This window comes from Sphingobacteruim zhuxiongii (assembly GCF_009557615.1).
GTDB classification, from domain to species: domain Bacteria; phylum Bacteroidota; class Bacteroidia; order Sphingobacteriales; family Sphingobacteriaceae; genus Sphingobacterium; species Sphingobacterium zhuxiongii.
In genome coordinates, this window is record NZ_CP045652.1 from 1,120,610 (window position 1) to 1,144,781 (window position 24,172).

Consider the following 24,172-nt stretch of genomic DNA (forward strand, 5'->3'; position numbering starts at 1 on the left):
AAAATGGCCAAGAATAGTCGGGAAACTGATTCTTAGCCAATTGAAATCTTCTATAATAATTCGAATCCCGATGGAATCGCATCTTCATCCATACCAACAATAGAATAATGTCTTGGAAGGAACCAAGAAATACTATTCATTGCCGTCTGATAGTCCTTTTCGTTTGCAAAATTCTTTGGAGTCACATTTATAACAAGATCTTGAGAAACCTTGTCTTCATCCTCATAGTTTCTAGCAATCAACATAACCTTCGGTATTTTAACTCCGTTATAGGCTAGGAATTCACGTAGTTGTTGACGAATAAAAGCCGGTAGAATTGCCTCCGAAGGCTGACCTACGAGTACTTGTTCGTCTTTTCCAATTGCGAAATTTCCCGTGTTTTCAGAAAAGAGATGTTCGTCTGTGTAAAACTCATTATTGATCTGTAGATTGGCTAAATCTCCATAAGTAAAAATCCAATCTGGGTTTGGCTTGTGGGCATTGATAGATACACCAAAGCCATTTCCTAAAATGGTTTGTAATTTATGTTTGATTACGAAGGCTTGAAAATTTTCACCTTCTTCAATCGTTTTTAAGTTGAAATAAGGGAATCCATCGTTGCTCATAATGACTTCTGGTTCGCCAACTTTTAAGTTCGCCTCATCGATTGCAAATAGAAAATCAGCAATCCACTTCGAGTCTCTATCTTCTAAAGCGGTTTCCATTAAATTATTTAATACGATTGTCTTTTCTAAATCGCCTAAATTTCCTGCTCCCGCGCTAGCATCAAAAAAATGTATCGTGCTCATATAAAAATAAAATACGGCTAAAAGTACTGAATATTGGATAAAAGAAAGACCATCGAGGCAATTTTCCTTTGTTTTCCCCGATATACGCTAAGATTAACGGGTTAAATTTAGTACTTTTGTTAAAAAACAAACGCATAGATGTCAGAAACAAATACGACACGACCAGTGCAGTTTAACTCAGCTAAAATGAGCTTCGAGGAGTTCCGTGAATTGCTGATTGCCGATTATAAACTAGCTGTACAAAGCCGTTTTGTTAGTCTACTTGGAAGGAAAGAAGTCCTTACAGGGAAGGCTAAATTTGGTATTTTTGGTGATGGTAAAGAGCTTGCTCAAATTGCTTTAGCAAAAGTGTTTAAACCTGGAGACTGGCGTTCCGGATATTACAGAGATCAAACGTTAGCCTTTGCTTTGAAAATGAGCTCAGTCTATCATTTCTTTTCGCAACTGTATGCAAATCCTACTTTAGAAGCCGATACATCCTCTGCCGGTAGGCAGATGGTTGCCCATTTCGCGACGCCCTTGTTGGACGAAGATGGGGAATGGATTGATCAGACACAGCAATACAACTCCGTGTCGGATGTTTCCACCACTGGAGGGCAAATGTCACGCATCCTTGGACTTGGACTTGCCTCTAAGCTGTATAAGGATAATCCTAATCTTTCTCACCGTACAAAGTTCTCCAAAGAAGGGACGGAAGTTGTTTTCTGTACCATCGGGAATGCAGCAACGTCTGAAGGTGTATTTTGGGAAACTGTGAATGCAGCTGGCGTTAAACAAATTCCGATCGTTATCTCTATTTGGGATGATGGTTACGGGATTTCTGTTCCTAATGAAGTGCAAACGACCAAGGGAGATATTTCCTCCGTACTACGAGGCTTTCAACGTGACGAAGCAGGGGCAGGATATGAGATCTTCCGTGTAAAGGGTTGGGATTATGCCGGACTTTGTGAGGTGTATGAGAAAGCCGCAGAGTATGCAAGAAATGAACATCAACCTTGTATTGTTCATGTAACAGATATTACACAACCTCAAGGTCATTCGACCTCAGGCTCCCATGAAAGGTATAAAGATTCTGACCGACTAAACTGGGAGACAGAATTTGATTGTAACAAGCGCATGCGCGACTGGCTATTAGATTCTGGTCTAGCTTCTGATGATGAATTGAAGGAAATCGAGACAGAAATGAAAGATTTTGTTCGTCAGGAACAAAAACGAGCCTGGTCAGATTACCGAAAAACTCTTCAAGTCGACTTAGATGAAGCCATTCTATTGCTCGAGAAGCTAAATCACCATGCTGTTGAATTGCCTTTGAAGACCTTGTTGTCATTAACTGACTTGTCTTTAAAAGAGGTTTATGTCAATGTGCGTCGAGTGATTCGTGACCTAAGAGGAATCGAACTTGAAGGTAAAGCGGAGCTTTTGGCTTGGTACCAAGAGAAGAAAGAGGTTAATCATAGCCGCTTTAATGATAAGCTATTTAACGATACTAAATATTCGCCTTTAAAGGTTGAACGAATTGAGCCTGCTATCGATGATGATTCTACAATAGTCGATGGTCGTGAAGTGCTAAATGCTTGCTTTAAAGCAAACTTTGAACGAGACGCTCGATTAATTGCTTTTGGTGAAGATGTAGGTAAGATTGGCGATGTTAACCAAGGTTTTGCTGGATTGCAGGAGATCTTTGGTTCACAACGAATCTTTGATACTGGAATTCGTGAATCGGCAATTATCGGTAAAGGATTGGGCTTAGCGATACGCGGTTTCAGACCTATTGCGGAGATTCAGTATTTAGATTATTTAATTTACGCGATGCCAGTATTAAGTGATGATTTAGCTAGTTTAAGTTATCGCACTAAAGGACGTCAGAAAGCACCGCTGATTGTTCGTACACGTGGACATCGATTGGAGGGGATTTGGCACTCAGGGTCGCCTATGTCCGTACTCCTAGGCGGATTACGTGGTCTGCATATTTGTGTGCCAAGAAATATGACGCAAGCAGCAGGTATGTACAATACTTTGTTGAAAGGTGATGAACCAGCGTTAGTAATTGAGTGCTTAAATGGGTATCGTCTGAAAGAGAAAATGCCACATAACGTCGGTGAATTTACAGTGCCGATTGGAAAGGCTGAATTACTTCGTGAAGGTGCTGATATTACTGTTGTATCCTATGGTTCTACATTACGTATAGTCCAAGAAGCAGCATTAGAACTTGAGAAATTAGGCATATCAATCGAGATAATCGATGCGCAATGTCTGTCTCCATTTGATCAAGATCATCTTTGCAAAAGTTCACTAGAAAAGACAAACCGTTTACTCATCGTTGATGAAGACTTCCCTGGCGGGGCCTCATCGTATATATTACACGAAATATTGGAAGTTCAAGGTGGATATTATCTATTAGATAGCCAACCTAGAACACTTACTGCAAAACCTCATCGCGCACCATATGGCTCTGATGGTGATTATTTCACCAAGCCAGCGGTAGACGATGTTGTCGAAGCAGCCTATAAAATCATGACGGATAGTAAACCAAATGATTATCCGGCATTGTATTAACGTACATTAATGTTATTAATTGAAAAGCCTGTTCAAACGAACAGGCTTTTTTGTTGTGTTTTCAATCCATTTGGCCTACACCTTCATCGGTACTCAAGCCTATTTTTGTACGATTCATGGGTTATGCTATGCTTAAGGTAGGGCTAAGGTAGGCTTGAGCTATGAAAGATCCGTGACCATCATGTTTTGTTACTTGCCGGTATAAAAACAAAATGCTGTATCGAGGTATTCGATACAGCATTTAAAAGTCTTAAGCTAAATTATTGCGCTTAGGAGGAGAATAGACTGGCAGCGCCTATGATGGCAGCCTGCTCTTGGAATTTTCCTATGATGATATTATAATTTTTTAATGCGGATTCATCAGGGAAGATCTTTGTCCATGCCTTGCTGATATTGCCGCCAATGATAAAATGATGGCAATGATATTTGTTGCTAAAAAACAGTAGAAAATCCAATAGATGATCCCGATATTCTTGCAGCAATTGCTGGGTTTCTATCCGCGTCTCGTGCTTTTCTAGAATTTCCCGCAAGCCAGTTTCTTCAATGCTGGTCAACTCTTTAAAACGCTTCACAAACCAACGAGTGACTAAATATTCTTCAAATATTCCCTCTTGATAAGGGCTGTTCCAAAGATCGGCGTCGAACGCCTTTTCGCCGTTGTTCCATACAGCTGAGCCTAGACCTGTTCCTAAGGTAATGCCTAAGATACAGGTTTCCGTTTCCAAACCACAACCGTATACCTCTCCCTGAAGAAAGGCTGCAGCGTCGTTGATGTATCGAATTTTTAATGGACTTGCACCAATTAATGCTTTAATTGGTTCGGTTACTTCCATCTGGTAAAGGTCATCGTATTTCGATTGGCCCTTCATTAATGGGATTCCTTTTTCATAATCAAAAGGACCTGGAGCTGCTATGCCTATCGACTCAACGGTTGATTCATTTTTGGCTAGACAAGTCTTCATATTGCTTGTCCAGGCTAGTAAAATCGTTTTAGCTTCTGCTTGCGAATCTACGTGCGAGCGAGTGATTGTGTCTTCTAAGATAGTCCAGTTGCTACTGTCGACAATGGCGGAGGTTATATGTGTTCCGCCAATATCACAGGAAAGGATAAGTTGGTTACTTGGCATTATGATAAGCTTCATATTTTAAGAGGTGGTCAGCGATCACCAATGCAGCCATAGCTTCGACAATGATTACTGCGCGAGGAACAACACATGGGTCATGACGACCTTTGCCAGATATTGTTGTGTCATCTCCTTGCTCATTGATCGTTGCTTGATCTTTCATAATGGTTGCAACAGGTTTGAAAGCCGTTTTGAAGGTAATATCCATTCCATTGGAAATACCGCCTTGAATGCCTCCTGAAAAATTGGTTAATGTTCTAATATTGGAATCTTGATTTACAAATATGTCATTATGTTCTGATCCTAACATCTGCGAGCCTTCAAATCCAGATCCATATTCAAATCCGTGAACCGCATTGATACTCATCATCGCCTTAGCAAGATCAGCATGTAGCTTGTCAAAAACAGGTTCGCCGAGGCCTACAGGCACGTTGCGAATAACTGTGCTGATACGTCCACCAACGGTATTTCCATTTTTGCGAATTTGATCAATATACTCGGTCATCTCTGCCGCGCTAGCAGGATCGGCACAGCGTACGATATTGCTTTCACGACGGGTTAGAAGATCTTGTAAATTGGAACTGTCTAAGTTCGGAGCTTCAAGCTTCCCTACGCCAGATACATGCGCAAATATTTCTATTCCGCGTTGTTTTAGAAAAAGCTTAGCAATCGCTCCCGCCGCTACACGTGCAGCAGTCTCTCGTGCAGAAGAACGACCACCACCACGATAATCACGGATACCGTATTTTACTTGGTACGTGTAATCTGCATGTGATGGGCGAAACTTATCTTGGATATGGGAATAGTCTTTGGAGCGTTGATCTTCATTTGGAATCACAATAGCGATTGGTGTTCCTGTTGATTTTCCTTCAAATACCCCGGATAGAATTTGCGCAGTGTCACTCTCTTTTCTTTGGGTTGTAATCTTCGATTGGCCTGGACGACGTTTATCTAACTCGGATTGAATGAACTCTTCATCGATATCAATCAATGCCGGACATCCGTCCAAAATAACGCCAATCGCAGCGCCATGAGATTCACCAAAAGTGCTGATTTTAAAGATATCTCCGAAAGTGTTTCCTGCCATAATTTGTAAATGCTCGTAAATATAAAAAATTGGTACTAATAAATGTTACTGAATCGTGGAATAATAAGCTTATTCCACGATTTGAAAACCTTGCGCTACAAGGTGCTTCCAGAAGGAAGGGTAAGATTTCTCAACGACTAAAGGTTCCTCGATAGTTACTTGGTTGAATACCAAGGCTAATGGGGCAAATGCCATCGCCATACGATGATCTTCATAGGTCGCTATATTAATGTTTTCGGGCTCAAATACCTTCTCTGTTTTTAAGTGGTATACTTCGCCATCGGCAATTAGTTCTGCTCCAAATTTGCCAATCTCTTGTTGTAATGCAAGGATACGATCGGTTTCTTTGATTTTAAGCGTTTCTAATCCCGTAAAAGAGCTGTCTTTTCTAAGTGCAGCAGCAACAACGATAACCGTTTGTGCTAGGTCTGGACACTCCTTAAAATTAAATAAGGATTTTTTAGAAATTAAGCCTGATTTACGTAAATGAAGTCCGTCTTTTTCAAAGGTTGATGTTACCCCGAAATGGGTCATGATATCAATAATTGCAAAATCACCTTGCAGACTATGCTTTTTCAATCCAGGTAGGACGACATGTGCTTCTTGTGCTAGGGCAACCATCGCGTACCAGTATGATGCAGCACTCCAATCTGGCTCTACATAGATAGTGGCAGGTTGGAAGTCCTGTTTTGCAATCGCAATACTTTGCTCTTGGAAGTCGTATTGAATACCGGCTTCTTTAAGCATTTCAAGCGTCATGGTTACATAGGGTCTTGAGGTTAACTCGCCTTCAATTTGAATCGTCAATCCTTTCTTCAAAGATGAAGCAATTAATAGGAGAGAAGAGATGTATTGACTTGAGATATTTCCTTGTATAGCAACTTGATCCTTACTTTGGAACATCCCGCCCTCGATTTTCAAAGGTGGATAGCCTGCTTTTTTTTCATAATGGATATCCGCGCCAATGCTTTTCAGAGCATCGACAAGAATACCAATAGGACGTTGTTGCATGCGTTCCGTTCCTGTCAGGATAAAGTTTCCTTTTATTAGGTTTAGATAGGACGTTAAGAAGCGCATCGCTGTTCCCGCGGGGCCAATATCGATGGTTTTAAACTCAGTATTGCCAGATTGGGCGATTTCTAATGCTGCTTCTAGTGTTACAGTATCCGCTGCTTCAGATAAGTTCTCAACTGTGACAAGACCTCCACTTAATGCCCGGATAATAAGAGCACGGTTGCTCTCTGACTTGGAGCCAGTAAGTTGAACCGTGCCTCTAATAACTTTTGATTGATGTGATAATATCAATTTTTCTGCTGCCATTATGCCTCCGCAACAGAATTAGAATTCATAATTTCGTTTTGTTTACGGATAGACTCATTGTGTAATAACTCTAAGAATTTAACCGTGAACTCTTCACCTAAGTTTAATGCTTTTGCAAGTGAAACTCGTTTTTGAACGATTTCATCCCAACGACTTACTTGAAGAATAGTTACGTTATTATCTCTTTTGAATTCGCCAATTTTCTCAGCAATCTTCATTCTATCACCAATTTGCTTGATGATTTGATCATCTAATTTATCAATCTGTCCACGCAATTCTGCTAATTTATCTTCGAACGCTGGATTATTTGATTCAGCTTTACGAACTGAGATTGAATCCAATAGGTCTGCTAATGCTGCAGGTGTTACTTGTTGTTTCGCATCGGTCCATGCAACAGATGGGTCAATATGTGATTCAATAATTAATCCTTGCATATCCATGTCCATTGCTTTTTGAGTCACGTAAGGAATAAGCTCACGATTACCGCAAATATGACTCGGGTCGTTGATGATCGGAAGATCAGGTGCAATTGTTTTTAATTGAATTGCAAGATCCCACATTGGCTCATTACGGAATGCTGTTTTTTCATAAGATGAGAAACCACGGTGGATAGCTGCAATTTTCTTGATACCTGCACGGTTTATGCGCTCTAATGCGCCAATCCATAAGGATAAATCAGGGTTTACTGGGTTTTTTACTAACACAGGAACGTCAACACCTTGTAAAGCGTCAGCAATTTCTTGTACTGTGAATGGGTTCGCAGTAGAACGAGCACCAACCCAAAGGATGTCAATACCTGCTGCTAAAGCTTCTTCGACGTGTTTTGCAGTAGCAACCTCTGTAGCTGTCAATAATCCAGTTTCTTCTTTTGCTCTCTTCATCCACTCTAAACCGATGCTGCCGATACCTTCAAATTCGCCTGGACGAGTACGTGGTTTCCAAATACCTGCACGTAGTACATTAACTTTGCCTGTATTTGCCAATAAATGAGCAGTAGAAACTAATTGTTCTTCCGTCTCCGCACTACAAGGTCCTGCTATGATTAAAGGTTTGTCTCCAATTTCAATCCATGAATTCAAAGGAAGAATGTCTAATGAATGTTTCATCTTATTTGCGTTTTGAGTTTTTTACTTATTAATAGATTTAGATTTTTTCGTTTTTTAGGTATTCGCCCATAATGCTAAAGTTGACCGTATGTTTTAACACTTTACGGATCGCAGCATCATAGTCTGCCTGTTTTTTCCATTCTACGTCAACATAGAAGTCGTATTCATTACGACGACCAACAACTGGCATAGATTGAATTTTACTTAAATTGACGTTTTGCTCAGCAAAGCATTGTAATACCGCTGCTAGTGCGCCAATAGCATGTGAGGTTTGGAAAGAAAGGGAAGCTTTGTTCGCATTCTTAATTTCTTGAACCTCGTTTGAAAGGATGAGAAAACGTGTTGAGTTCTTTTTATTTGTTTCGATGCGTTTTTCAATCATTTCTAGTCCGTATACTTTTGCAGCTGCTTCACTAGCGATTGCTGCTGTGTTTGTCAGCTTTTCTTCAACAATCTTCTTTGCACAAGCTGCTGTATCCATCCCTTCTTTGATTGTCCAATCTGGATGCTCGCTTAAGAATTCATCGCATTGACGGATTGCAATAGGATGTGACTCTACAAATTTAATGTCAGAAAGCTTAGTGCCAGGTAAGGCTAGAAGATGCTGCTGGATGTTCAAATGAACTTCACCAATAATGTGAAATCTATAGTCACGAAGCAGGTTGTAATTTGGAAGAATACTTCCTGCGATTGAGTTTTCAATTGCCATCACTACATAGTCTGCTTTTCCTTGTTTTAGTAATTCGCAAGTCTTTTTGAAAGATTCGCATTCTAAAGTTTCGATATCCCTGCCGAAATATTTATAGGCAGCTTCTTCGTGGAAGGAAGCTTTAACTCCTTGGATAGCAATCTTTATTTTTTCACTCATGTTATTGTTTATTCGCTGTTTTATTCAAAAAAAAGAGGTCCCAAATTATTTTGGGACCTCTAAATATATCTTTTAATATACTACATACTAGTCCCTGCTTTTATCGCTAAAATAAAAGTGCCAGAAATAAGAATATGTATTGTTTGTGTTCATTCCCTTGTTATTATGGCTCAAATATAGAAGTAAAAACAATAAGTGCAAAATATTTTTAAATAAAATGTGAAAATACTTTCATTTTACTGCTTTTTAATGTGCTTTTTTTGAGTAAAAAATGCATTAAAAATAACTCTAAAAAATGATGATTGTACACGTTATTTTAAGCTTATATTTTTATAAATATTGTGTTAATGCGTTTAGAAGTGGTTTTTGTTTAATTTTAGGCTGTTTTTGGCAATTAAAAAATTCTATTTATTTAGTAGGTTTTTTGCAGTAAAAATGTTTGTTTTTTATCAATGTTTTTATGGTGTTTTGTATTGAATATAACGCTGTAAAACGACGTTATATTATTGTTTAAACATCTAGATTTAGAATTGTTATGATAAAAACCATCAATAGAGGGCTGTTTTAGATATCTTTGTTCGACCTCGGTCGTCGCCTATAAAGGGTGTTTTTGGAAAATAATGACGCTAGATTTTTGAGTATATGTGGTATGTTTTAATTTCAGTACTTTGTTCGGTAACAGTCGCTGTGATAATCAAGCTTGCGAAACAACGATCTGTGAACTACCTACAGTTATTAGTTTGGAATTATCCTGTCGCATTGATTTTAACCAATATTGTTTTAAAGCCGACCCTAGTTTCTTGGGATAGCTCGCTTCCATGGCATTTATATCTTCCGCTAGGGTTGTTATTGCCGGCAATCTTTATTTGTATCGCGATGTCCATTCGTTATGGTGGTATTGTTCAAACTGAGGTTGCTCAACGTCTTTCTTTGTTTATTCCTTTGCTGGCGGCCTTTCTTTTTATGGGAGAGCAAATAGTTCCCAGAAATCTAATCGGTATAGCTGTTGGATTGGTTGCTATTGTATTTTCGATTGGATGGACCAAAGAGAAAAGAAGCAAAGGCGACGTCAATTGGATATTCCCACTGCTTGTTTTTGTGGGGATGGGAATCATTGATATTCTGTTTAAACAAATAGCATTATTAAGCACCGTTACCTATATGTCTTCCTTATGGATTGTTTTTGTGTTAGCGTTATTATTTGCCTTTTTATTTTTGCTTTATCTACTATTGATCAAAAAACAGAAGCTAGATGTTCAAGCGATTTTTTATGGAGCGATTCTAGGTGTTTTTAATTTCGGGAATATTGTTTTTTATATGAAGGCGCATAAAGCATTACCTGAGAATCCATCCCTCGTTTTTACGGCTATGAACATCGGTGTGATATCCGTTGGAGCGCTAGTAGGAGTGTTGTTGTTTCGAGAAAAGCTTAGTAAATACAATAAAATTGGGGTAATTTTGGCAATTATATCCGTATTATTAATTGCATTACTGTGAGTTTATTCGACGATACTTATAAGACTATCGAGGAACCCTCGGAAGGAATTTTTAGAGATAAGGGAAGTAAATTTATTGCCTATGCTTACCCTTTTAAAGATGAGAGTAAGTTAAAAGAAATTATTGCTCTTTTAAAAGCAGAACATCCGAAAGCGAGACATCATTGCTGGGCGTATAGGCTGACTCCTGATCGAACTGTATTTCGTGTAAATGACGATGGTGAACCTTCTGGTACCGCGGGTAGACCTATATTGAATGTCTTGCTTTCTCAGGATATTACTAATCTTTTAGTGGTTGTCGTGCGTTATTTTGGTGGAACACTATTGGGAGTTCCCGGACTGATTAATGCTTATAAGACGGCTACTCAAGAAGCAATTGATAACAACGTTATCGTTGAGCGTACTGTAAACGATATTTATGCTGTTCATTTTGATTATTTGCAAATGAATGACGTGATGAAAATCGTTAAAGAATACGACCTAAAGGTACTTAGTCAAAACTTTGATACGTCCTGTACTATTCATATAGAAATGCGTAAATTACAAGTGAACGAATTAGTTGGAAAACTAGAATCCATTGAGGGGATTGAAGTAGATTATTTACGAACCATATGATTAACGACTCTGAATTAATTATCAATGCGGATGGAAGCATATACCATCTAAATTTAAAACCGGAGGATATTGCCGACACGATTATTTTTGTTGGAGATCCTGATCGTGTTGCCGAAGTATCAAAATATTTCGATAACATCGAAGTAAAAAAGGGTAAACGTGAGTTTATTACCCATACTGGTTTTCTTGGAAACAAAAGACTTACTGTTATTTCAACGGGAATAGGTACTGATAATATTGATATTGTAATAAATGAACTAGATGCACTAGTTAACATTGACTTTGAAACAAAATCATTAAAAGAAGAAATTAAGTCTTTGGATATTATTCGAATTGGTACTTCCGGTTCAATACAAGGTAATATTGCTATTGGGACTATTTTAGCTAGTGAGTTCGCTATTGGGTTTGATACGTTAATGCAATATTATAAAAAGCCGTATACAGAGACAGAATTAGCGATTCAAAATGCTGTCATTCATAATTTTGAAGATCTTACATTTAGACCCTATATTGGACACGCCTCAGAGAAGTTATTAGCGAAGTTTGCATATGATCTTCCGAAAGGTATTACAATGACTGCTCCTGGATTCTATGGTCCGCAAGGGCGCGCCTTACGCACGAACAATACCTATCCACAACTTATAAAGCAAGCAAATCAATTCATAGTTGGCAATCGACAAATTACCAATTTAGAGATGGAGACTGCAGGAATCTATGCAATGTGTAATATGCTAGGCCATCATGCAATTTCAATTAATGCAATATTAGCCAGTCGTGTTCAAGAATCATTTTGTGAGAATCCTCAAGAGATTATTGACAACGCGATTAAACTTGTGCTGAATAGGCTTTAAATCCCAACGGTTCCTTTTCTAGAAGAATCAAATCTTAATAGAATAAACAATAGAATGGTGAATGACCATAAAGAAGATCCTCCATAACTGATAAAAGGTAATGGAATCCCGATTACAGGTACAATCCCGATGGTCATACCAATATTGATAAAGAAGTGGAAGAATAGGATAGAGGCGACACCGTATGCGTATATCCTCGCAAATGCCGTTCGCTGCCGTTCAGCAATATTCACAATTCGCAGTAATAGCGTTAGGTAAATCGCGATCAGCACCACAGATCCTACAAATCCCCATTCCTCGCCAACAGTACAAAAGATAAAATCGGTACTTTGCTCGGGAACGAAGTTATACTTCGTTTGCGTTCCTTGTAGATATCCTTTTCCAAAAAGTTGTCCAGAGCCTATAGCAATCTTCGATTGGTTTAGATTATATCCTTGACCTTTCGGATCATCCATTTTGCCTAAGATGATATCGATGCGGTTTCTTTGGTGAGGTTGTAATATTTTCTCGTAAGCAAAGTCAACGCACAATACGTAGACAGAGGATGCCGCAAATAGGATTGCCATATTGATCACATACTTTCTCTTCTTACGCATGGTAAAGGCGAAGAAGCCGCAAATTAAAGCAATACAGCCAATAATAATCCATTGGTTAACAAGTAAGGCCATAACGAATAAGAATATCGCCAAGCCTCCTATAATAAGAAATCCTGTGCTTAAATAACCTTCTCTATAGAACACAAATACCAATGAAAAGAATGCTAGCGCTGAACCTGTGTCGGGTTGCAACATAACTAGCGCAACAGGGAATAATACGATACATGCCCCGACAAATAAAGTCTTCATGTTGGGATTCTTATTTGTCTGATTGCTTAAATAATAGGCAAGCGTTAAACAAGTGGCTAACTTTCCGAACTCTGAGGGTTGTAAACGAAAGCTACCTAAAGGAATCCAAGCTTGATTACCTCCGACATTTCTACCAACAATTAATACGGCAATCAAAAGCAAGACTACTATAAAATAGATAATCGGTGCAGAAGACATAAAAAAGCGGGAATCAATAATCAGAATACAAATCCCAATAATCAATGCCGTGAATATATAGATTGATTGTTTTCCGTAATTCGTTGCGAGATTAAATAATCCTGGATTTTCAGGATCATAAACTGCTGCATGAATATTAAACCAACCGATAAGACAAAGTGAAAACCAAAGCAATATGGTAATCCAATCAATACGACCGAAAAAGCTTTTTTCTTGCAAACTATTCATGTGTTCTTCTCACTTGGCTATGATGTACTAATACGGCACTTTTTTCTTTCTTCGGATCATTAGCAGCCGATTTTAAAGGTGCTGAAACTGGTTTATTCTTCGTGCTGTCTTTAGCGTTTTTAGTGGTGTCCTTTTTAACATCTGCTTCTTTCGGTTTTTTAGGCTTCGGCAGAAGGTTGGCATTGTATACACGGTCCTGTATGTACTTAGGAAGGGTAATCGTATCTTTTAAATACTTCTCAACAAGCATGGAGGCTATTGGCGCCGCCCATGTGCCACCATATCCTGCATTCTCAACAAAAACAGCAATCGCTATCTTGGGATTATGTCGGGGAGCAAAGGCAAAGAATACAGCATGGTTTTCTCCATGTGGATTCTGAACAGTACCTGTTTTTCCGCACATTTCGATTCCCGCGATACGAGAAGCTGCACCAGTACCACCTTGGTTAACGGCTTGACTCATTCCTTCAATAACAGGCTCGTAATATCTGGGATCGACTCCTGCAGAGATCTTTTCAGTAAACTCTTCTTTAATAATTTGTTTCTCACCAATCCCTTTAATCAAATGCGGACGGTAATAGAAGCCGCGGTTCGCGACAATTGCCATTATATTAGCCATCTGCAGCGGCGTAATACCGAGTTCTCCTTGTCCAATTGACAAAGAGATATTATAACCCGAACGCCAACTACCATTGCCATAGCGCTTAGTATAGAAGTCTGAAGTCGGTACGAGCCCCGGTTTCTCACCAGGTAAATCAATTCCTAAACGATGCCCAAGCCCAAATTTACCCAAGGCCTCACGCCATAAATCGTAAGCTTTTGGACCACTCATACCTCTAGAGTCGATCATTTTAGCATAAACATATCCGTAGTACGTATTACACGACATCTTAATGGATTTCACTAAGCCCGTTGCACCATCCACGTGGGTACAGCGCATGATAGCTCTTCCGCCACCGTAACGATAACCACCTGGACAATAGAATACTGATTGTTCATTGATAACGCCAGCCTGTTGACCTGTCAGTGCAGCAACAACCTTAAATACCGATCCCGGAGGATACGATGCCTGTATCGGTCGTATAAACATAGGTTTGCTCTCATCATTCAATAACTTCATGTAGTTATTGCCTAGATCGCGCCCAACCATCATGTTTGGATTATAACTTGGGCTACTTACGAACGTTAGTATTTCTCCGGTTGATGGTTCGATGGCTACTACAGAGCCAAGCTTGTTCTTCATCATTTTCTCCGCTAAAACTTGCAGATCTTTGTCTAATGATGAGACTAATCCATCACCTGTAACGGCGACAGTATCATACTTGCCTTCCATGAAGCTACCTTTGGGTCTATTTAGTGCATCAACCATTTGGTTCTTAACGCCACGCTTACCACGAAGTAAGTCTTCATAAGCTCTTTCTACACCAGAAGCGCCAATATAGTCTCCAGGACGATAGAATCCTTCGGACTTTTCAATATCACGCTCATTAACTTCCTGAATATACCCTAAAAATTGTGCAGCAATGCTATCCGGATAGCTGCGGACGGTTCTATTTTGATAATAAAATCCCCTAAACTTATAAAGATGTTCTTGAAACTTAGCAAAGGTAGTCGCGTTTACCTGTTTCATAAACTGTGAAGCACGATACGGCGAATGCGCCCGAGCTTTCTGCATACGCGTGTTAAAGTCGGTTGTATCAATGCCAAGTAAATCGCATAGTAGAAGTGTATCTATGTCTTTGGCTTCGCGAGGAGTTACCATGATGTCATAGACCGGTTCATTCTGAACCAAGACCTGACCGTCGCGGTCTAAAATAACACCTCGAGCAGGATAGACTATCACTTTACGCATGACATTATTATTTGCTGAAAGCAAATAGCGATCATCAATAATTTGTAGATAGAAAAGTCTAGCAACTATAACCAGCGCGATGGTTATGAAGATACCTTGAACGACGAATTTACGGTTGAAGAAACTATTGTTCATGAATGAGATGACCGTAAGAAATATTAATTACCTAATAAGCGAGATTTCCGTTTGTAAAACAATAAACTCATCAAAATAATCAGCAATATGGTGAATATGGAGCTTAACAAAATACTGAATAATGTACTCAAGTAATTGCTAAAGCTAAAATATTCCACGTGCAACAATACGATATGATGAATTAACGTACCAATGGAAATATAAGAAAAAAACCACTTATTTCCCATTATACCTAGCGATGGTGTCTCGAAAGAACCCTGAACATCAACATCTAATGTGATGTTGCAGAAGAATATCCTAAACCAAACCAGTGCTACACATGCAGCTGCATGGACTCCAATGGAGTCGTAAAATGCATCCACGGTTAATCCTGTGATAAATGCAAAAAGGTATAGTAAGAAGTTTGATGTCCCAATCGGTAACAAAAAGATAAACAGGATATATGGAAATGGAGTCGCGAGATTGTAATAGCCAATGTTTTTGAACAAGACAACTTGCATCGCAATCAATGCGATAAATCGAACGATGTTAAATATAATTACTTTACCCATTGTTATCTTCCGTCAACACTTGTAATTGTTTTTTCTCATCCTCTAATAAATCCTTCACCACATAGACATGGTTCAGATTGCTAAAGTTTGTGCGCAGCTGAATGCGAACATCCAAGAAGCTTTCACCGGATTGAATTCCAGTTTCTGAAACTGTCCCGATCTCAATGCCTTTCGGGAATAGCGAAAAGCCCGAGGTGTAAATCTTCTGACCTTTTTTGACCTTCACATGGTTGGGGATATCTTTAACCATTGCAAAGCGAGGGTCTACATTATTCCCCCAAACCAAAGCACCGAAAACATTCGTTGTATCTAATGTTACCGAAATGCGGGTGTCTGGGTGAAGTAGGGACTGAATGGTACTAAAGTGAGGGGAGACATTTAACACAATGCCCACAACACCATTTGATGTAATCACGCCCAATCCTTTTTGGACGCCATCTAAAGCACCTTTATTGATGGTGATGAAATTACTTTTTTGATGAATACTATTGTTGACCACTTCGCCCATGACGAATTGATAACGATTCTCTTCAATGGAGTCTTGAAGTTGTACCGAATCCAGCGTATCTTTTAAAATGTAATTCTGTAATTGCTGACGTAATAAAGCGTTCTCTTGCGCTAAGTTTTTGTTCGCTTCATCTAGTGCTAAATAACTCTTCCATGAATTTAATTTGTCGTAAAAGGATCCTACGACCACATTTGAAGAATTTACAAAAGATGAACGCTGATAGCGGTTATTTTGAACAACTAAGATTAAAGCAACAGTAAAGAAGAGAACAAACCAAAAGAAGGCATTGTATCTAACCAAGAAAAGCCAAAGGTTTTTCATTCTTGTTGTCTTTTAATAGCTACGCGATATAACGTTATGAAACATTATATCGCGCAACGAATAAGTATATCTCAGTTTATTATTACTGCATTAAGAACTTGAAGCGTCCAATATTTTTCAACGCAATACCTGTACCTCTTACAACTGCGCGAAGTGGATCTTCAGCAACATGTACTGGTAACTTAGTTTTTGCTTGAATACGTTTGTCTAATCCTCTTAGCAATGCACCGCCACCAGTAAGGTAAATACCAGTTTGATAAATATCTGCTGATAGTTCTGGAGGAGTGATTTCTAATGCTTTTAGAATTGCTTCTTCAATTTTCGAGATTGACTTGTCTAGACAGTGGGCAATCTCTGTATAAGACACAGTAATCTGTTTCGGGATACCGGTCATTAAGTCACGGCCTTGAACAGCGAAATCCTCTGGTGGATCTGTGAGTTCAGGAAGTGCGGCACCTACTTCAATCTTAATTTTCTCTGCCGTACGGTCACCGATCATAATATTATGTTGGCGACGAATGTATTGCACGATATCTGAGTCGAAGTTATCTCCAGCAACGCGAATGGATTGATCACAAACAATACCTGATAATGCGATTACAGCAATTTCTGTAGTACCACCACCGATATCAATAATCATATTTCCTACAGGTTCCTCAACGTCAATTCCGATACCTACAGCAGCAGCCATGGGCTCATGAATTAAGTAGACTTCCTTAGCGCCTGCAATTTCTGCAGAGTCGCGAACAGCACGTTTCTCCACTTCGGTTATACCAGAAGGGATACAAACCACCATTCTTAAAGATGGGAAGAACCAACTTTTTCCATTATTAACAAGTTTAACCATACCACGAATCAAGTGCTCAGCAGCTGTAAAATCTGCAATCACACCGTCGCGTAATGGTCTAACTGTTTTTATATTGTCGTGCGTTTTACCTTCCATTTGCATAGCCTGACGACCAATCGCAATCACTTTGTTTGTCGTGCGGTCGAAGGCAACAATAGAAGGTTCATCAACTACTACTTTATCATTGTGAATGATTAGGGTGTTAGCTGTACCCAAGTCTATTGCAACTTCTTGCGTAAACCAATTAAAAAGCCCCATTTATATATGAAAATATAATTTAAAATTTTTATGCAAACCTAACGAAAAAAAATGGTTTTTAAATAATTACTAATTGATAAATATCATCTTTTGAACATGAGATTTATCAATGATTAGTATTATGGTATGTTTAACGTATTTGCAGGTTTTTTTATTGTATACTTAACCCAATGTAATAGTTAAACGTGTCAGCCTTAAGGGTTTCTTTTGTAAGCCCATCGAAGCGCATAAGTTTGAACTTGCTGCTTGGATGAATCAATTGTCGTTTTCCATCTTTGTCAAAGATATGTACCGGCATATTAAAATCCTCCACCTCAGAAATCCAACGAACCATAAATACCCCAGGTTGATTTTCAATGATCTCTAAGGTAGGAATACTTTTCTTTTGAACGTATTGCTCAAACACTTTTGTTAAGTCAATTCCGCTCTGTTCATTCATGTACGATAGGATATCTTGATAGTCGACCGTTTTGTGATAAAATTTTTCGTTTATTCCACGAAGTAATGCTCTCCATTTATCGTCGTTGTCAATCATCGTGCGTATCATATTATGTAGAACACCGCCTTTGTTGTACATATCACCGGAGCCTTCCTTGTTAACATGGTAAGGCCCTTGTAATGGGCTGTCATTCTGAATGCCTCTGCGATTCCCATTAACGTAAGCTTGACTTGCTTCTTTTCCATAGAAAAAGTCAATGAATAGGGCTTCAGAGTAATTGGTGAAACTTTCATGAATCCACATATCTCCAAGGTCTCTCGCGGTGATGTTGTTTCCAAACCACTCATGTCCCGATTCATGTACAACAATAAAATCCCATTTCATACCCCAGCCTGAACGAGAACCATCATTTCCTAAATAGCCATTTTTGTACTTATTTCCATAAGCAATTGCGCTTTGATGTTCCATGCCTAAATGAGCAGTTTCGACTAATTTATAACCATCTTCATAAAATGGATAAGGACCAAACCAATGCTCAAAAGCTTCTAGCGTTTCATTGGCATTTTTCTTTAGGTGCGCTATCTTGTCTTTGTTTTCTTTCAGAACATAGTAGTCAATTGCCAAAGGGCCTTTTTCGCCAGCATAGGTCTCCTGAAAATGAGCATAGTCTCCAATATTTAAAGCAATGTTATAGTTGTTAATTGGATTTTCAACCTTCCAATGAAATTTGGTGTAGCCACCTTTGATTTTTTCAGTCTTCAACAAACGACCGTTTGATACATTTATCAATCCGTTTGGTACAGCGACTGAGATTAACATACTTTCAACTTCATCAGATTGATGATCTTTATTTGGCCACCAAACACTAGCGCCTAGACCTTGGCAGGCAGTAGCAACCCATGGCTTACCCTGACTGTCCTTTTTCCAATCAAAACCACCATCCCAAGGCGCACGCGTAGCCTGTATCGGATTACCTGAATAGTGAACAGTGAACGAATCTAGTTTGCCCTTTTCAATATAATCGGGAAAGCTAACAAAAACTGCATTGTAGGATCGTTTAAATGGGAGAGCCTTACCTTTATATTCAACTTTATCAACGGATAAGTTGTCAAATAAATCAAATTGGAGCTGATTAAAACGCTCAACTGCGGTAAATTTGAATAGGTTCGTTCCAGAGATGAATTTATTGTCAATATCTACTTTAACATCCAAGTGGTAATACTGGATGTCATAACATGTGCGTAGGGGAGTAAGTTCACCTCGTAGGGAGTCTGCTTTAGTATATATGTCCTTCGCTTTCATTAACTGTGCTTGTGTTGTTGAAAAAGTCACAAGCATTGTTAATCCGAGGATAAGAGATTTAATACGAATCATAAAGATTAAACGATTTGCTTTTGCTGCGTAAAATAATTAGTGATTTGATCTAAATTGAATGCATTTAGACATTTGTCGGCTGAGAGGCCACCTTTTCTAGCTACATACACGCCAAATTCCATGTCTAGGAAACCTTCTTTGCGGTGCGCATCGGGATTGATAGATAGCAACACACCTTTTTCAAGTGCATACTGATGCCATCTCCAGTCGAGGTCTAAACGTAACGGGTTGGCATTAATCTCAATGACTACACGATTTGCCGCACAGGCATCAATCACCTTTTTAAAGTCTAGTGGGTACCCTGCGCGCGAAAGTAGTAATCTGCCCGTTGGATGACCTAAGATCGTCGTGTAAGGATTCTCAATAGCCTTAATTAATCGAGCAGTTGCTTTTTCCTCATCCATTTTCAAATTACTATGGATTGAAGCAACAACGAAATCAAACTTCGCTAAGATTTCATCAGGATAGTCCAAAGAGCCGTCCGACAGGATATCTGATTCAATCCCTTTAAATATCTTAAATGGCGCCATTTCCTGATTAAGGATGTCAATTTCGGCCCATTGCTGTGCTAAGCGATCTATACCCAAACCATTCGCATAAACTGCCGTCTTGGAGTGATCGCAAATGCCTAGATATTCCATTTTCAACTCATCACGTAAATATTGAGCCATTTCCTTCAACGTATGGACACCATCACTGTAGGTCGAGTGGTTATGGAGAGATCCTTTTAAATCGCTATACTTAATTAAGTTCGGTAGTGTATTATTCTTTGCTTGATCAATTTCAGAACCTCCTTCTCGTAGTTCAGACGGGATAAAGGCTAAACCTAAAGCTTTGTAGATCTCCTCTTCGTTAGCTAAAGAAGGAATTTCACCAACTGTTTTCAACTTTTCAAGATGTGCTTTCGAACCTGTCGTAAGGAGGAGGTTTTTAGCGAAATCTACAGCGCTACTTAAATATATTTTGAAGGCTGTGCTATTTTCATCTTGAAAGCTGATAAATCCTTCGCCTGTGTTAATCACTAATTCATTGTCAATCGCAGTGACCGCTTCGTTCACAACGCCTTCTGGCGCATCGGTTATTAATTCTACATATTGGAGTACTTCTGCTTTTCTGCGAAAATCACCAGTGAATTCAACTTGAAAGGATTTCAAAGTTTCCGTTAGTGTACTTTTAATCGCATTCGCAGATTGTAAAACTTTGGCGAATAAGAACCAACCTTGATTTGCAATCGAAAACTCGATTGCTTTTTTGATATCTTCTTGGGTTTTTAGACCAAATCCTTTCGCTTCAACTAATCTATTCTCATTACAAGCATAGTATAGTTCGCCAACTGATTCTATTTCTAGATCCTTCCAGATAATTTGAATCTTCTTTGGTCCTAAACCTTTAATTTTTAACATTTCGACAATGCCTTCTGGCGTTTTGTCCAATAACTTATCGAGGTCCGGGAAAGTACCACTCGTAATCACCTGCATAATTTTTTCTGCCGTACTCTTACCGATATTAGGTTGTTCACTCAGTTCTTCTAAATTGGATCCGCTAGCAGCAAACGGTAATTTGTCGATTCGAAAGGCAGCACTTGCCATAGCTTTAGTTCGAAAAGGATTCTCATTGTGTAGTTCCATTAGTTGCCCGCACAGTTTGAAAACTTTAGCTATGTCTTTATTTGTCATGATGATGATTTTGATGAAATCAAAAATACGAATCTTATTTCATTAAAAAATCCTGAGGCGGGGAGCCTCAGGATTTTTACCAAACCAATTATTAACCTAAATTATGAAATTTTTACTCTTTTGCTTTTTATACTCTAATAACGCAATCTCGATGCCTTTCGTCTCAAAGTACCTTGAGATTAACATTTTTTAACAAAAGGAGCGCTGAAATCGCGGGTTAAACAAGTAAAAAAGGCTCTCTATATTAATAGACAGCCTTCTCATATGTTTCGTTTGTTTTGTTTTCTATTTTTGTTGTTCAGAAATAGGTACAACCGGTTTACTCGGTTCAGGACGATTATATCGGTGGATAATTAATCGGATACCTGAATTCTTTGTTAAGAACTTGATTGTCCAGTTTACAAAAGTAACCAGTCGGTTTCTGAATCCGAATATCGACACTAAGTGAACAAACATCCAAGTTGCCCAAGCCAAGAATCCTTTCATGTGAAAGTTCCCTAGGTCAACGACAGCTCTTGAACGTCCAACAGTTGCCATAGATCCTTTGTCAAAATACTTGAAGTTATCTGTACTTTGTTTATTTAGCGTGTTGACGATATGTTGTGCAACATATTTACCTTGTTGCTGTGCTACCGGTGCAACACCAGGTAAGCCTCTTGGATTCTCTTCAGTAATCAATGCTGATACGTCACCGATCGCATAGATGTCATTTTCACCTTCAACGCGACATTGTTCATCAATCTGGATACGGTTACCACGTTGAATAATTTCTTCCTTAAGACCTGATGGCATTTGTCCCATAACCCCAGCACCCCAAATTACCGTCTTTGTCGGAATTTGCTCACCCGAAGATAAGGTTACGGTGTTTCCGTCATAGCCGTTTACCGTTGTGTTTAAAACGATATTTACACCTAATTCTTTCAAATAGTGTTCAGCATCGCGGGATGATTTTTCGGACAAAGCTCCTAAGATTTTTCCAGTACCCTCTACTAAATGAACTTTCATTTCGTAAGTAGACAATTCAGGATAATCGATCTTAAGCATGTGTTGTTGGTATTCAGCGATTGCTCCAGAAAGCTCGACGCCTGTTGGTCCGCCACCAACTACAACAAAATTCAAATAACGCTCTCTGTCGGAAGCATTCTTGCGTAAAACTGCTTCTTCTAGATTCTGTAACAAGTAACTACGGATGTTTAGCGCTTCAACAATATTCTTCATTGGTAAAGCATATTTTTCAACCTCCTTATTTCCAAAGAAGTTTGATGTCGCTCCAGTCGCCACAACCAAATAATCGTAATCATAATCTGCAACAGAAGTCTGTACGATTTTATTTGCTGTATCAATATGAAGTACATCCGCTAAACGAAAACGAAAGTTCTTTTGATTCTTAAACATTTTCCGAATAGGGAAGGATATAGAATCTGAAGCTAATGTCCCGGTCGCAACTTGGTACATTAAGGGCTGAAAAGTGTGGTAGTTATTACGGTCGATGAGTAAGACCTCCACTTCTTTGTTCTTCAATTGGCGTGCAACTTCCACACCACCGAACCCAGCTCCAATAACGATAACTCTTGGAAAGTTTCTTTCAGAACGATTTAATAACATAATGCTCTCTTGTTATAAGAATTTTAAAATAAGGCACAAATATCCGACATTTTCTTGTCTATTTCACTAAAATATTACATTATTTTAAGTGTAAGGAAGAGTTGTTTGCCGGATTTGCATCTATCTATCTTTTAATCAGTTGTTTACATTATGTCTTATTAGTGTTAAAAGTACACTATTGAAACCTTACTGTAAACTCCCTCGTATTTTCACCCTTAAACCCTCATTATTATTGTTTAAACGAAGCTGACATGCTAAACGACTATGATCTGTTAAATCTGGCAATGTATCGAGCATGTCAAGTTCTTGATCTTCTGGTTCCGACAGGTTCTCACTGCCTGCAAGAACCTCAACGTGGCAAGTAGCACAAAGCGCCATTCCGCCACATGTTGCCAAAATATCATATTCGGAAGCCTTCAAGATTTCCATTAAACTTAAATTAATATCTGTTGGTACTTCAACAGTTCTCGTCGTTCCGTCGCGGTCTTCTACTTGAATATTAATGATATTGTCCATTCTTAAAATGCATTTACACCATTGACGGTGGTATATTTGAAACTTAATTTTTGATCCGGATAAACATATTTAAAAGCGCTTTGTGCCATGAGCGCCGCCTCATGGTAACCACACAAGATAAGCTTTAGCTTGCCTGGATAGGTATTGATGTCACCTATGGCGAATATGCGCTCGATATTTGTAGAGTAATCAAAGGTGTTTACCTCTATTGCATTTTTATCTATCGTTAACCCCCAGTCAGCGATTGGACCTAATTTGGGACTTAATCCATATAATGGGATAAAATGATCTGCTGAGACAATCACTTCTTCTTTCGATTTATTCAATAAGTGTACACTTTCTAAAACACCATTGCCATGTAGTTTTTTTAGATTATGAGTTAGCAGTAAATTGATTTTACCTTCCTGAGCCAAATTGAACACTTTTTCTGCTGAATCTGGCGCCCCGCGGAAGCTATCGCTACGGTGTACTAATGTTACCTCACGGGCGATATCTTTCAAAAAAATAGTCCAATCTAAGGCTGAATCACCACCGCCAGCGATGACGATTCGCTGATCACGGAAACGCTCCGGATTCTTAACCATATAGTGAACATTTTGTCCTTCAAACTTTTCTAAATTTTCTAATTCTGGTTTTCTAGGTTCAAAACAACCCAAGCCACCGGCGATAACAACGACTTGACAATGGATAATCGTGCCTTCTGTCCCAATAACGTAATAGGAGCCATCGTCAAGCTTTTGTAATTGATCAACACGCTCACCTAGTGTAAATGTGGGATTAAATGGTGCAATTTGTTCCATTTGATTATCAATTAACTGCTGCGCCGTAATATTCGGATATCCGGGAATATCATATATCGGTTTATGGGGGTATATTTCCGATAGCTGTCCCCCAATTTGAGGAAGTGCATCAATTAAATGGCAACGCATTTTTAGTAAACCGGCTTCAAATACCGCGAATAGACCTACAGGTCCAGCTCCGATGATACAAATATCTGTTGTAATCATA

Annotated in this window: 20 protein-coding genes; 4 read left to right on the forward strand and 16 right to left on the reverse strand. The window is 38.9% G+C overall.

Annotated features, from left to right (window positions below; all coding sequences use genetic code 11):
* Positions 1-50: 50 nt before the first annotated feature.
* Entirely contained in the window at positions 51-788 is a 738-nt protein-coding gene (locus GFH32_RS04865) for a hypothetical protein (RefSeq protein WP_153510008.1), read from the reverse strand.
* Between the two features lie 138 nt (positions 789-926).
* Here GFH32_RS04865 and GFH32_RS04870 point away from each other — a divergent pair, with 138 nt between their 5' ends.
* Entirely contained in the window at positions 927-3,344 is a 2,418-nt protein-coding gene (locus tag GFH32_RS04870) for an alpha-ketoacid dehydrogenase subunit alpha/beta (RefSeq protein ID WP_153510009.1), read from the forward strand.
* Positions 3,345-3,613: 269 nt separating this feature from the next.
* Here GFH32_RS04870 and GFH32_RS04875 read toward each other — a convergent pair whose 3' ends face one another.
* From GFH32_RS04875 to GFH32_RS04895, 5 genes are all read right to left on the reverse strand, one after another.
* Complete coding sequence (locus GFH32_RS04875) at positions 3,614-4,486, reverse strand: ROK family protein (protein ID WP_153510010.1); 873 nt, start codon at positions 4,484-4,486, stop codon at positions 3,614-3,616.
* Positions 4,461-5,555 (reverse strand): chorismate synthase, encoded by a 1,095-nt coding sequence (aroC, locus tag GFH32_RS04880; RefSeq protein WP_153510011.1) that lies wholly within the window; start codon positions 5,553-5,555, stop codon positions 4,461-4,463. The genes GFH32_RS04875 and aroC overlap by 26 nt, the downstream gene beginning before the upstream one ends.
* Before the next feature lie 69 nt (positions 5,556-5,624).
* The gene (aroA, locus tag GFH32_RS04885) at positions 5,625-6,875 is read right to left on the reverse strand and encodes a 3-phosphoshikimate 1-carboxyvinyltransferase (protein ID WP_153510012.1); all 1,251 of its coding nucleotides are present in this window, start codon (positions 6,873-6,875) and stop codon (positions 5,625-5,627) included.
* The gene (locus tag GFH32_RS04890; protein ID WP_153510013.1) at positions 6,875-7,981 is read right to left on the reverse strand and encodes a chorismate mutase; all 1,107 of its coding nucleotides are present in this window, start codon (positions 7,979-7,981) and stop codon (positions 6,875-6,877) included. The genes aroA and GFH32_RS04890 overlap by 1 nt, the downstream gene beginning before the upstream one ends.
* 37 nt (positions 7,982-8,018) lie before the next feature.
* Positions 8,019-8,849 (reverse strand): prephenate dehydratase, encoded by an 831-nt coding sequence (locus GFH32_RS04895; RefSeq protein WP_153510014.1) that lies wholly within the window; start codon positions 8,847-8,849, stop codon positions 8,019-8,021.
* Between the two features lie 642 nt (positions 8,850-9,491).
* Between GFH32_RS04895 and GFH32_RS04900 the strand changes: the two genes are divergently transcribed.
* The 3 genes from GFH32_RS04900 to GFH32_RS04910 are packed head-to-tail and all read left to right on the forward strand — an operon-like array spanning position 9,492 to position 11,811.
* Positions 9,492-10,346, forward strand: coding sequence for an EamA family transporter (locus GFH32_RS04900; RefSeq protein WP_153510015.1), 855 nt, complete (start codon positions 9,492-9,494; stop codon positions 10,344-10,346).
* Positions 10,343-10,960 carry an IMPACT family protein gene (locus tag GFH32_RS04905; protein WP_153510016.1) on the forward strand — a complete coding sequence of 206 codons (618 nt, stop codon included), beginning with the start codon at positions 10,343-10,345 and terminating at the stop codon, positions 10,958-10,960. The genes GFH32_RS04900 and GFH32_RS04905 overlap by 4 nt, the downstream gene beginning before the upstream one ends.
* Positions 10,957-11,811, forward strand: coding sequence for a nucleoside phosphorylase (locus tag GFH32_RS04910; protein WP_153510017.1), 855 nt, complete (start codon positions 10,957-10,959; stop codon positions 11,809-11,811). Before GFH32_RS04905 ends, GFH32_RS04910 begins: the two co-directional genes overlap by 4 nt.
* Here the strand turns inward: GFH32_RS04910 and rodA are convergent.
* The 10 genes from rodA to GFH32_RS04960 all read right to left on the reverse strand — a co-directional run bounded on the left by rodA (position 11,808) and on the right by GFH32_RS04960 (position 24,171).
* Positions 11,808-13,082: a rod shape-determining protein RodA gene (gene rodA / locus GFH32_RS04915; RefSeq protein WP_153510018.1), complete on the reverse strand. Its 1,275-nt coding sequence runs from the start codon at positions 13,080-13,082 to the stop codon at positions 11,808-11,810. The two genes, GFH32_RS04910 and rodA, sit on opposite strands and share 4 nt — an antisense overlap.
* Complete coding sequence (mrdA, locus tag GFH32_RS04920) at positions 13,075-15,069, reverse strand: penicillin-binding protein 2 (RefSeq protein WP_153510019.1); 1,995 nt, start codon at positions 15,067-15,069, stop codon at positions 13,075-13,077. Before mrdA ends, rodA begins: the two co-directional genes overlap by 8 nt.
* A 23-nt stretch (positions 15,070-15,092) precedes the next feature.
* Positions 15,093-15,620 carry a rod shape-determining protein MreD gene (locus tag GFH32_RS04925; RefSeq protein ID WP_153510020.1) on the reverse strand — a complete coding sequence of 176 codons (528 nt, stop codon included), beginning with the start codon at positions 15,618-15,620 and terminating at the stop codon, positions 15,093-15,095.
* The gene (gene mreC / locus GFH32_RS04930) at positions 15,613-16,449 is read right to left on the reverse strand and encodes a rod shape-determining protein MreC (RefSeq protein WP_153510021.1); all 837 of its coding nucleotides are present in this window, start codon (positions 16,447-16,449) and stop codon (positions 15,613-15,615) included. Before mreC ends, GFH32_RS04925 begins: the two co-directional genes overlap by 8 nt.
* Before the next feature lie 82 nt (positions 16,450-16,531).
* Positions 16,532-17,554, reverse strand: coding sequence for a rod shape-determining protein (locus GFH32_RS04935; RefSeq protein WP_149526761.1), 1,023 nt, complete (start codon positions 17,552-17,554; stop codon positions 16,532-16,534).
* A 151-nt stretch (positions 17,555-17,705) separates the two neighbouring features.
* Positions 17,706-19,367, reverse strand: coding sequence for a M1 family metallopeptidase (locus tag GFH32_RS04940; protein WP_228384220.1), 1,662 nt, complete (start codon positions 19,365-19,367; stop codon positions 17,706-17,708).
* Between the two features lie 5 nt (positions 19,368-19,372).
* Positions 19,373-21,043, reverse strand: coding sequence for a DNA polymerase/3'-5' exonuclease PolX (locus GFH32_RS04945; RefSeq protein ID WP_153510022.1), 1,671 nt, complete (start codon positions 21,041-21,043; stop codon positions 19,373-19,375).
* 285 nt (positions 21,044-21,328) lie between these two features.
* Complete coding sequence (locus GFH32_RS04950) at positions 21,329-22,648, reverse strand: NAD(P)/FAD-dependent oxidoreductase (RefSeq protein WP_153510023.1); 1,320 nt, start codon at positions 22,646-22,648, stop codon at positions 21,329-21,331.
* A 186-nt stretch (positions 22,649-22,834) separates the two neighbouring features.
* Positions 22,835-23,164 carry a 2Fe-2S iron-sulfur cluster-binding protein gene (locus GFH32_RS04955; protein ID WP_153510024.1) on the reverse strand — a complete coding sequence of 110 codons (330 nt, stop codon included), beginning with the start codon at positions 23,162-23,164 and terminating at the stop codon, positions 22,835-22,837.
* Positions 23,165-23,166: 2 nt separating this feature from the next.
* Positions 23,167-24,171: an NAD(P)/FAD-dependent oxidoreductase gene (locus tag GFH32_RS04960; RefSeq protein WP_153510025.1), complete on the reverse strand. Its 1,005-nt coding sequence runs from the start codon at positions 24,169-24,171 to the stop codon at positions 23,167-23,169.
* Between the last annotated feature and the right edge of the window lies 1 nt (position 24,172).

Coding starts and splice junctions, on each gene's coding strand:
- GFH32_RS04865 (WP_153510008.1), bottom strand. CDS start 788: ATGAGCACGATACATTTTTTTGATGCTAGCGCGGGAGCAGGAAATTTA.
- GFH32_RS04870 (WP_153510009.1), top strand. CDS start 927: ATGTCAGAAACAAATACGACACGACCAGTGCAGTTTAACTCAGCTAAA.
- GFH32_RS04875 (WP_153510010.1), bottom strand. CDS start 4,486: ATGAAGCTTATCATAATGCCAAGTAACCAACTTATCCTTTCCTGTGAT.
- aroC (WP_153510011.1), bottom strand. CDS start 5,555: ATGGCAGGAAACACTTTCGGAGATATCTTTAAAATCAGCACTTTTGGT.
- aroA (WP_153510012.1), bottom strand. CDS start 6,875: ATGGCAGCAGAAAAATTGATATTATCACATCAATCAAAAGTTATTAGA.
- GFH32_RS04890 (WP_153510013.1), bottom strand. CDS start 7,981: ATGAAACATTCATTAGACATTCTTCCTTTGAATTCATGGATTGAAATT.
- GFH32_RS04895 (WP_153510014.1), bottom strand. CDS start 8,849: ATGAGTGAAAAAATAAAGATTGCTATCCAAGGAGTTAAAGCTTCCTTC.
- GFH32_RS04900 (WP_153510015.1), top strand. CDS start 9,492: ATGTGGTATGTTTTAATTTCAGTACTTTGTTCGGTAACAGTCGCTGTG.
- GFH32_RS04910 (WP_153510017.1), top strand. CDS start 10,957: ATGATTAACGACTCTGAATTAATTATCAATGCGGATGGAAGCATATAC.
- rodA (WP_153510018.1), bottom strand. CDS start 13,082: ATGAATAGTTTGCAAGAAAAAAGCTTTTTCGGTCGTATTGATTGGATT.
- mrdA (WP_153510019.1), bottom strand. CDS start 15,069: ATGAACAATAGTTTCTTCAACCGTAAATTCGTCGTTCAAGGTATCTTC.
- GFH32_RS04925 (WP_153510020.1), bottom strand. CDS start 15,620: ATGGGTAAAGTAATTATATTTAACATCGTTCGATTTATCGCATTGATT.
- mreC (WP_153510021.1), bottom strand. CDS start 16,449: ATGAAAAACCTTTGGCTTTTCTTGGTTAGATACAATGCCTTCTTTTGG.
- GFH32_RS04935 (WP_149526761.1), bottom strand. CDS start 17,554: ATGGGGCTTTTTAATTGGTTTACGCAAGAAGTTGCAATAGACTTGGGT.
- GFH32_RS04940 (WP_228384220.1), bottom strand. CDS start 19,367: ATGATTCGTATTAAATCTCTTATCCTCGGATTAACAATGCTTGTGACT.
- GFH32_RS04945 (WP_153510022.1), bottom strand. CDS start 21,043: ATGACAAATAAAGACATAGCTAAAGTTTTCAAACTGTGCGGGCAACTA.
- GFH32_RS04950 (WP_153510023.1), bottom strand. CDS start 22,648: ATGTTATTAAATCGTTCTGAAAGAAACTTTCCAAGAGTTATCGTTATT.
- GFH32_RS04955 (WP_153510024.1), bottom strand. CDS start 23,164: ATGGACAATATCATTAATATTCAAGTAGAAGACCGCGACGGAACGACG.
- GFH32_RS04960 (WP_153510025.1), bottom strand. CDS start 24,171: ATGATTACAACAGATATTTGTATCATCGGAGCTGGACCTGTAGGTCTA.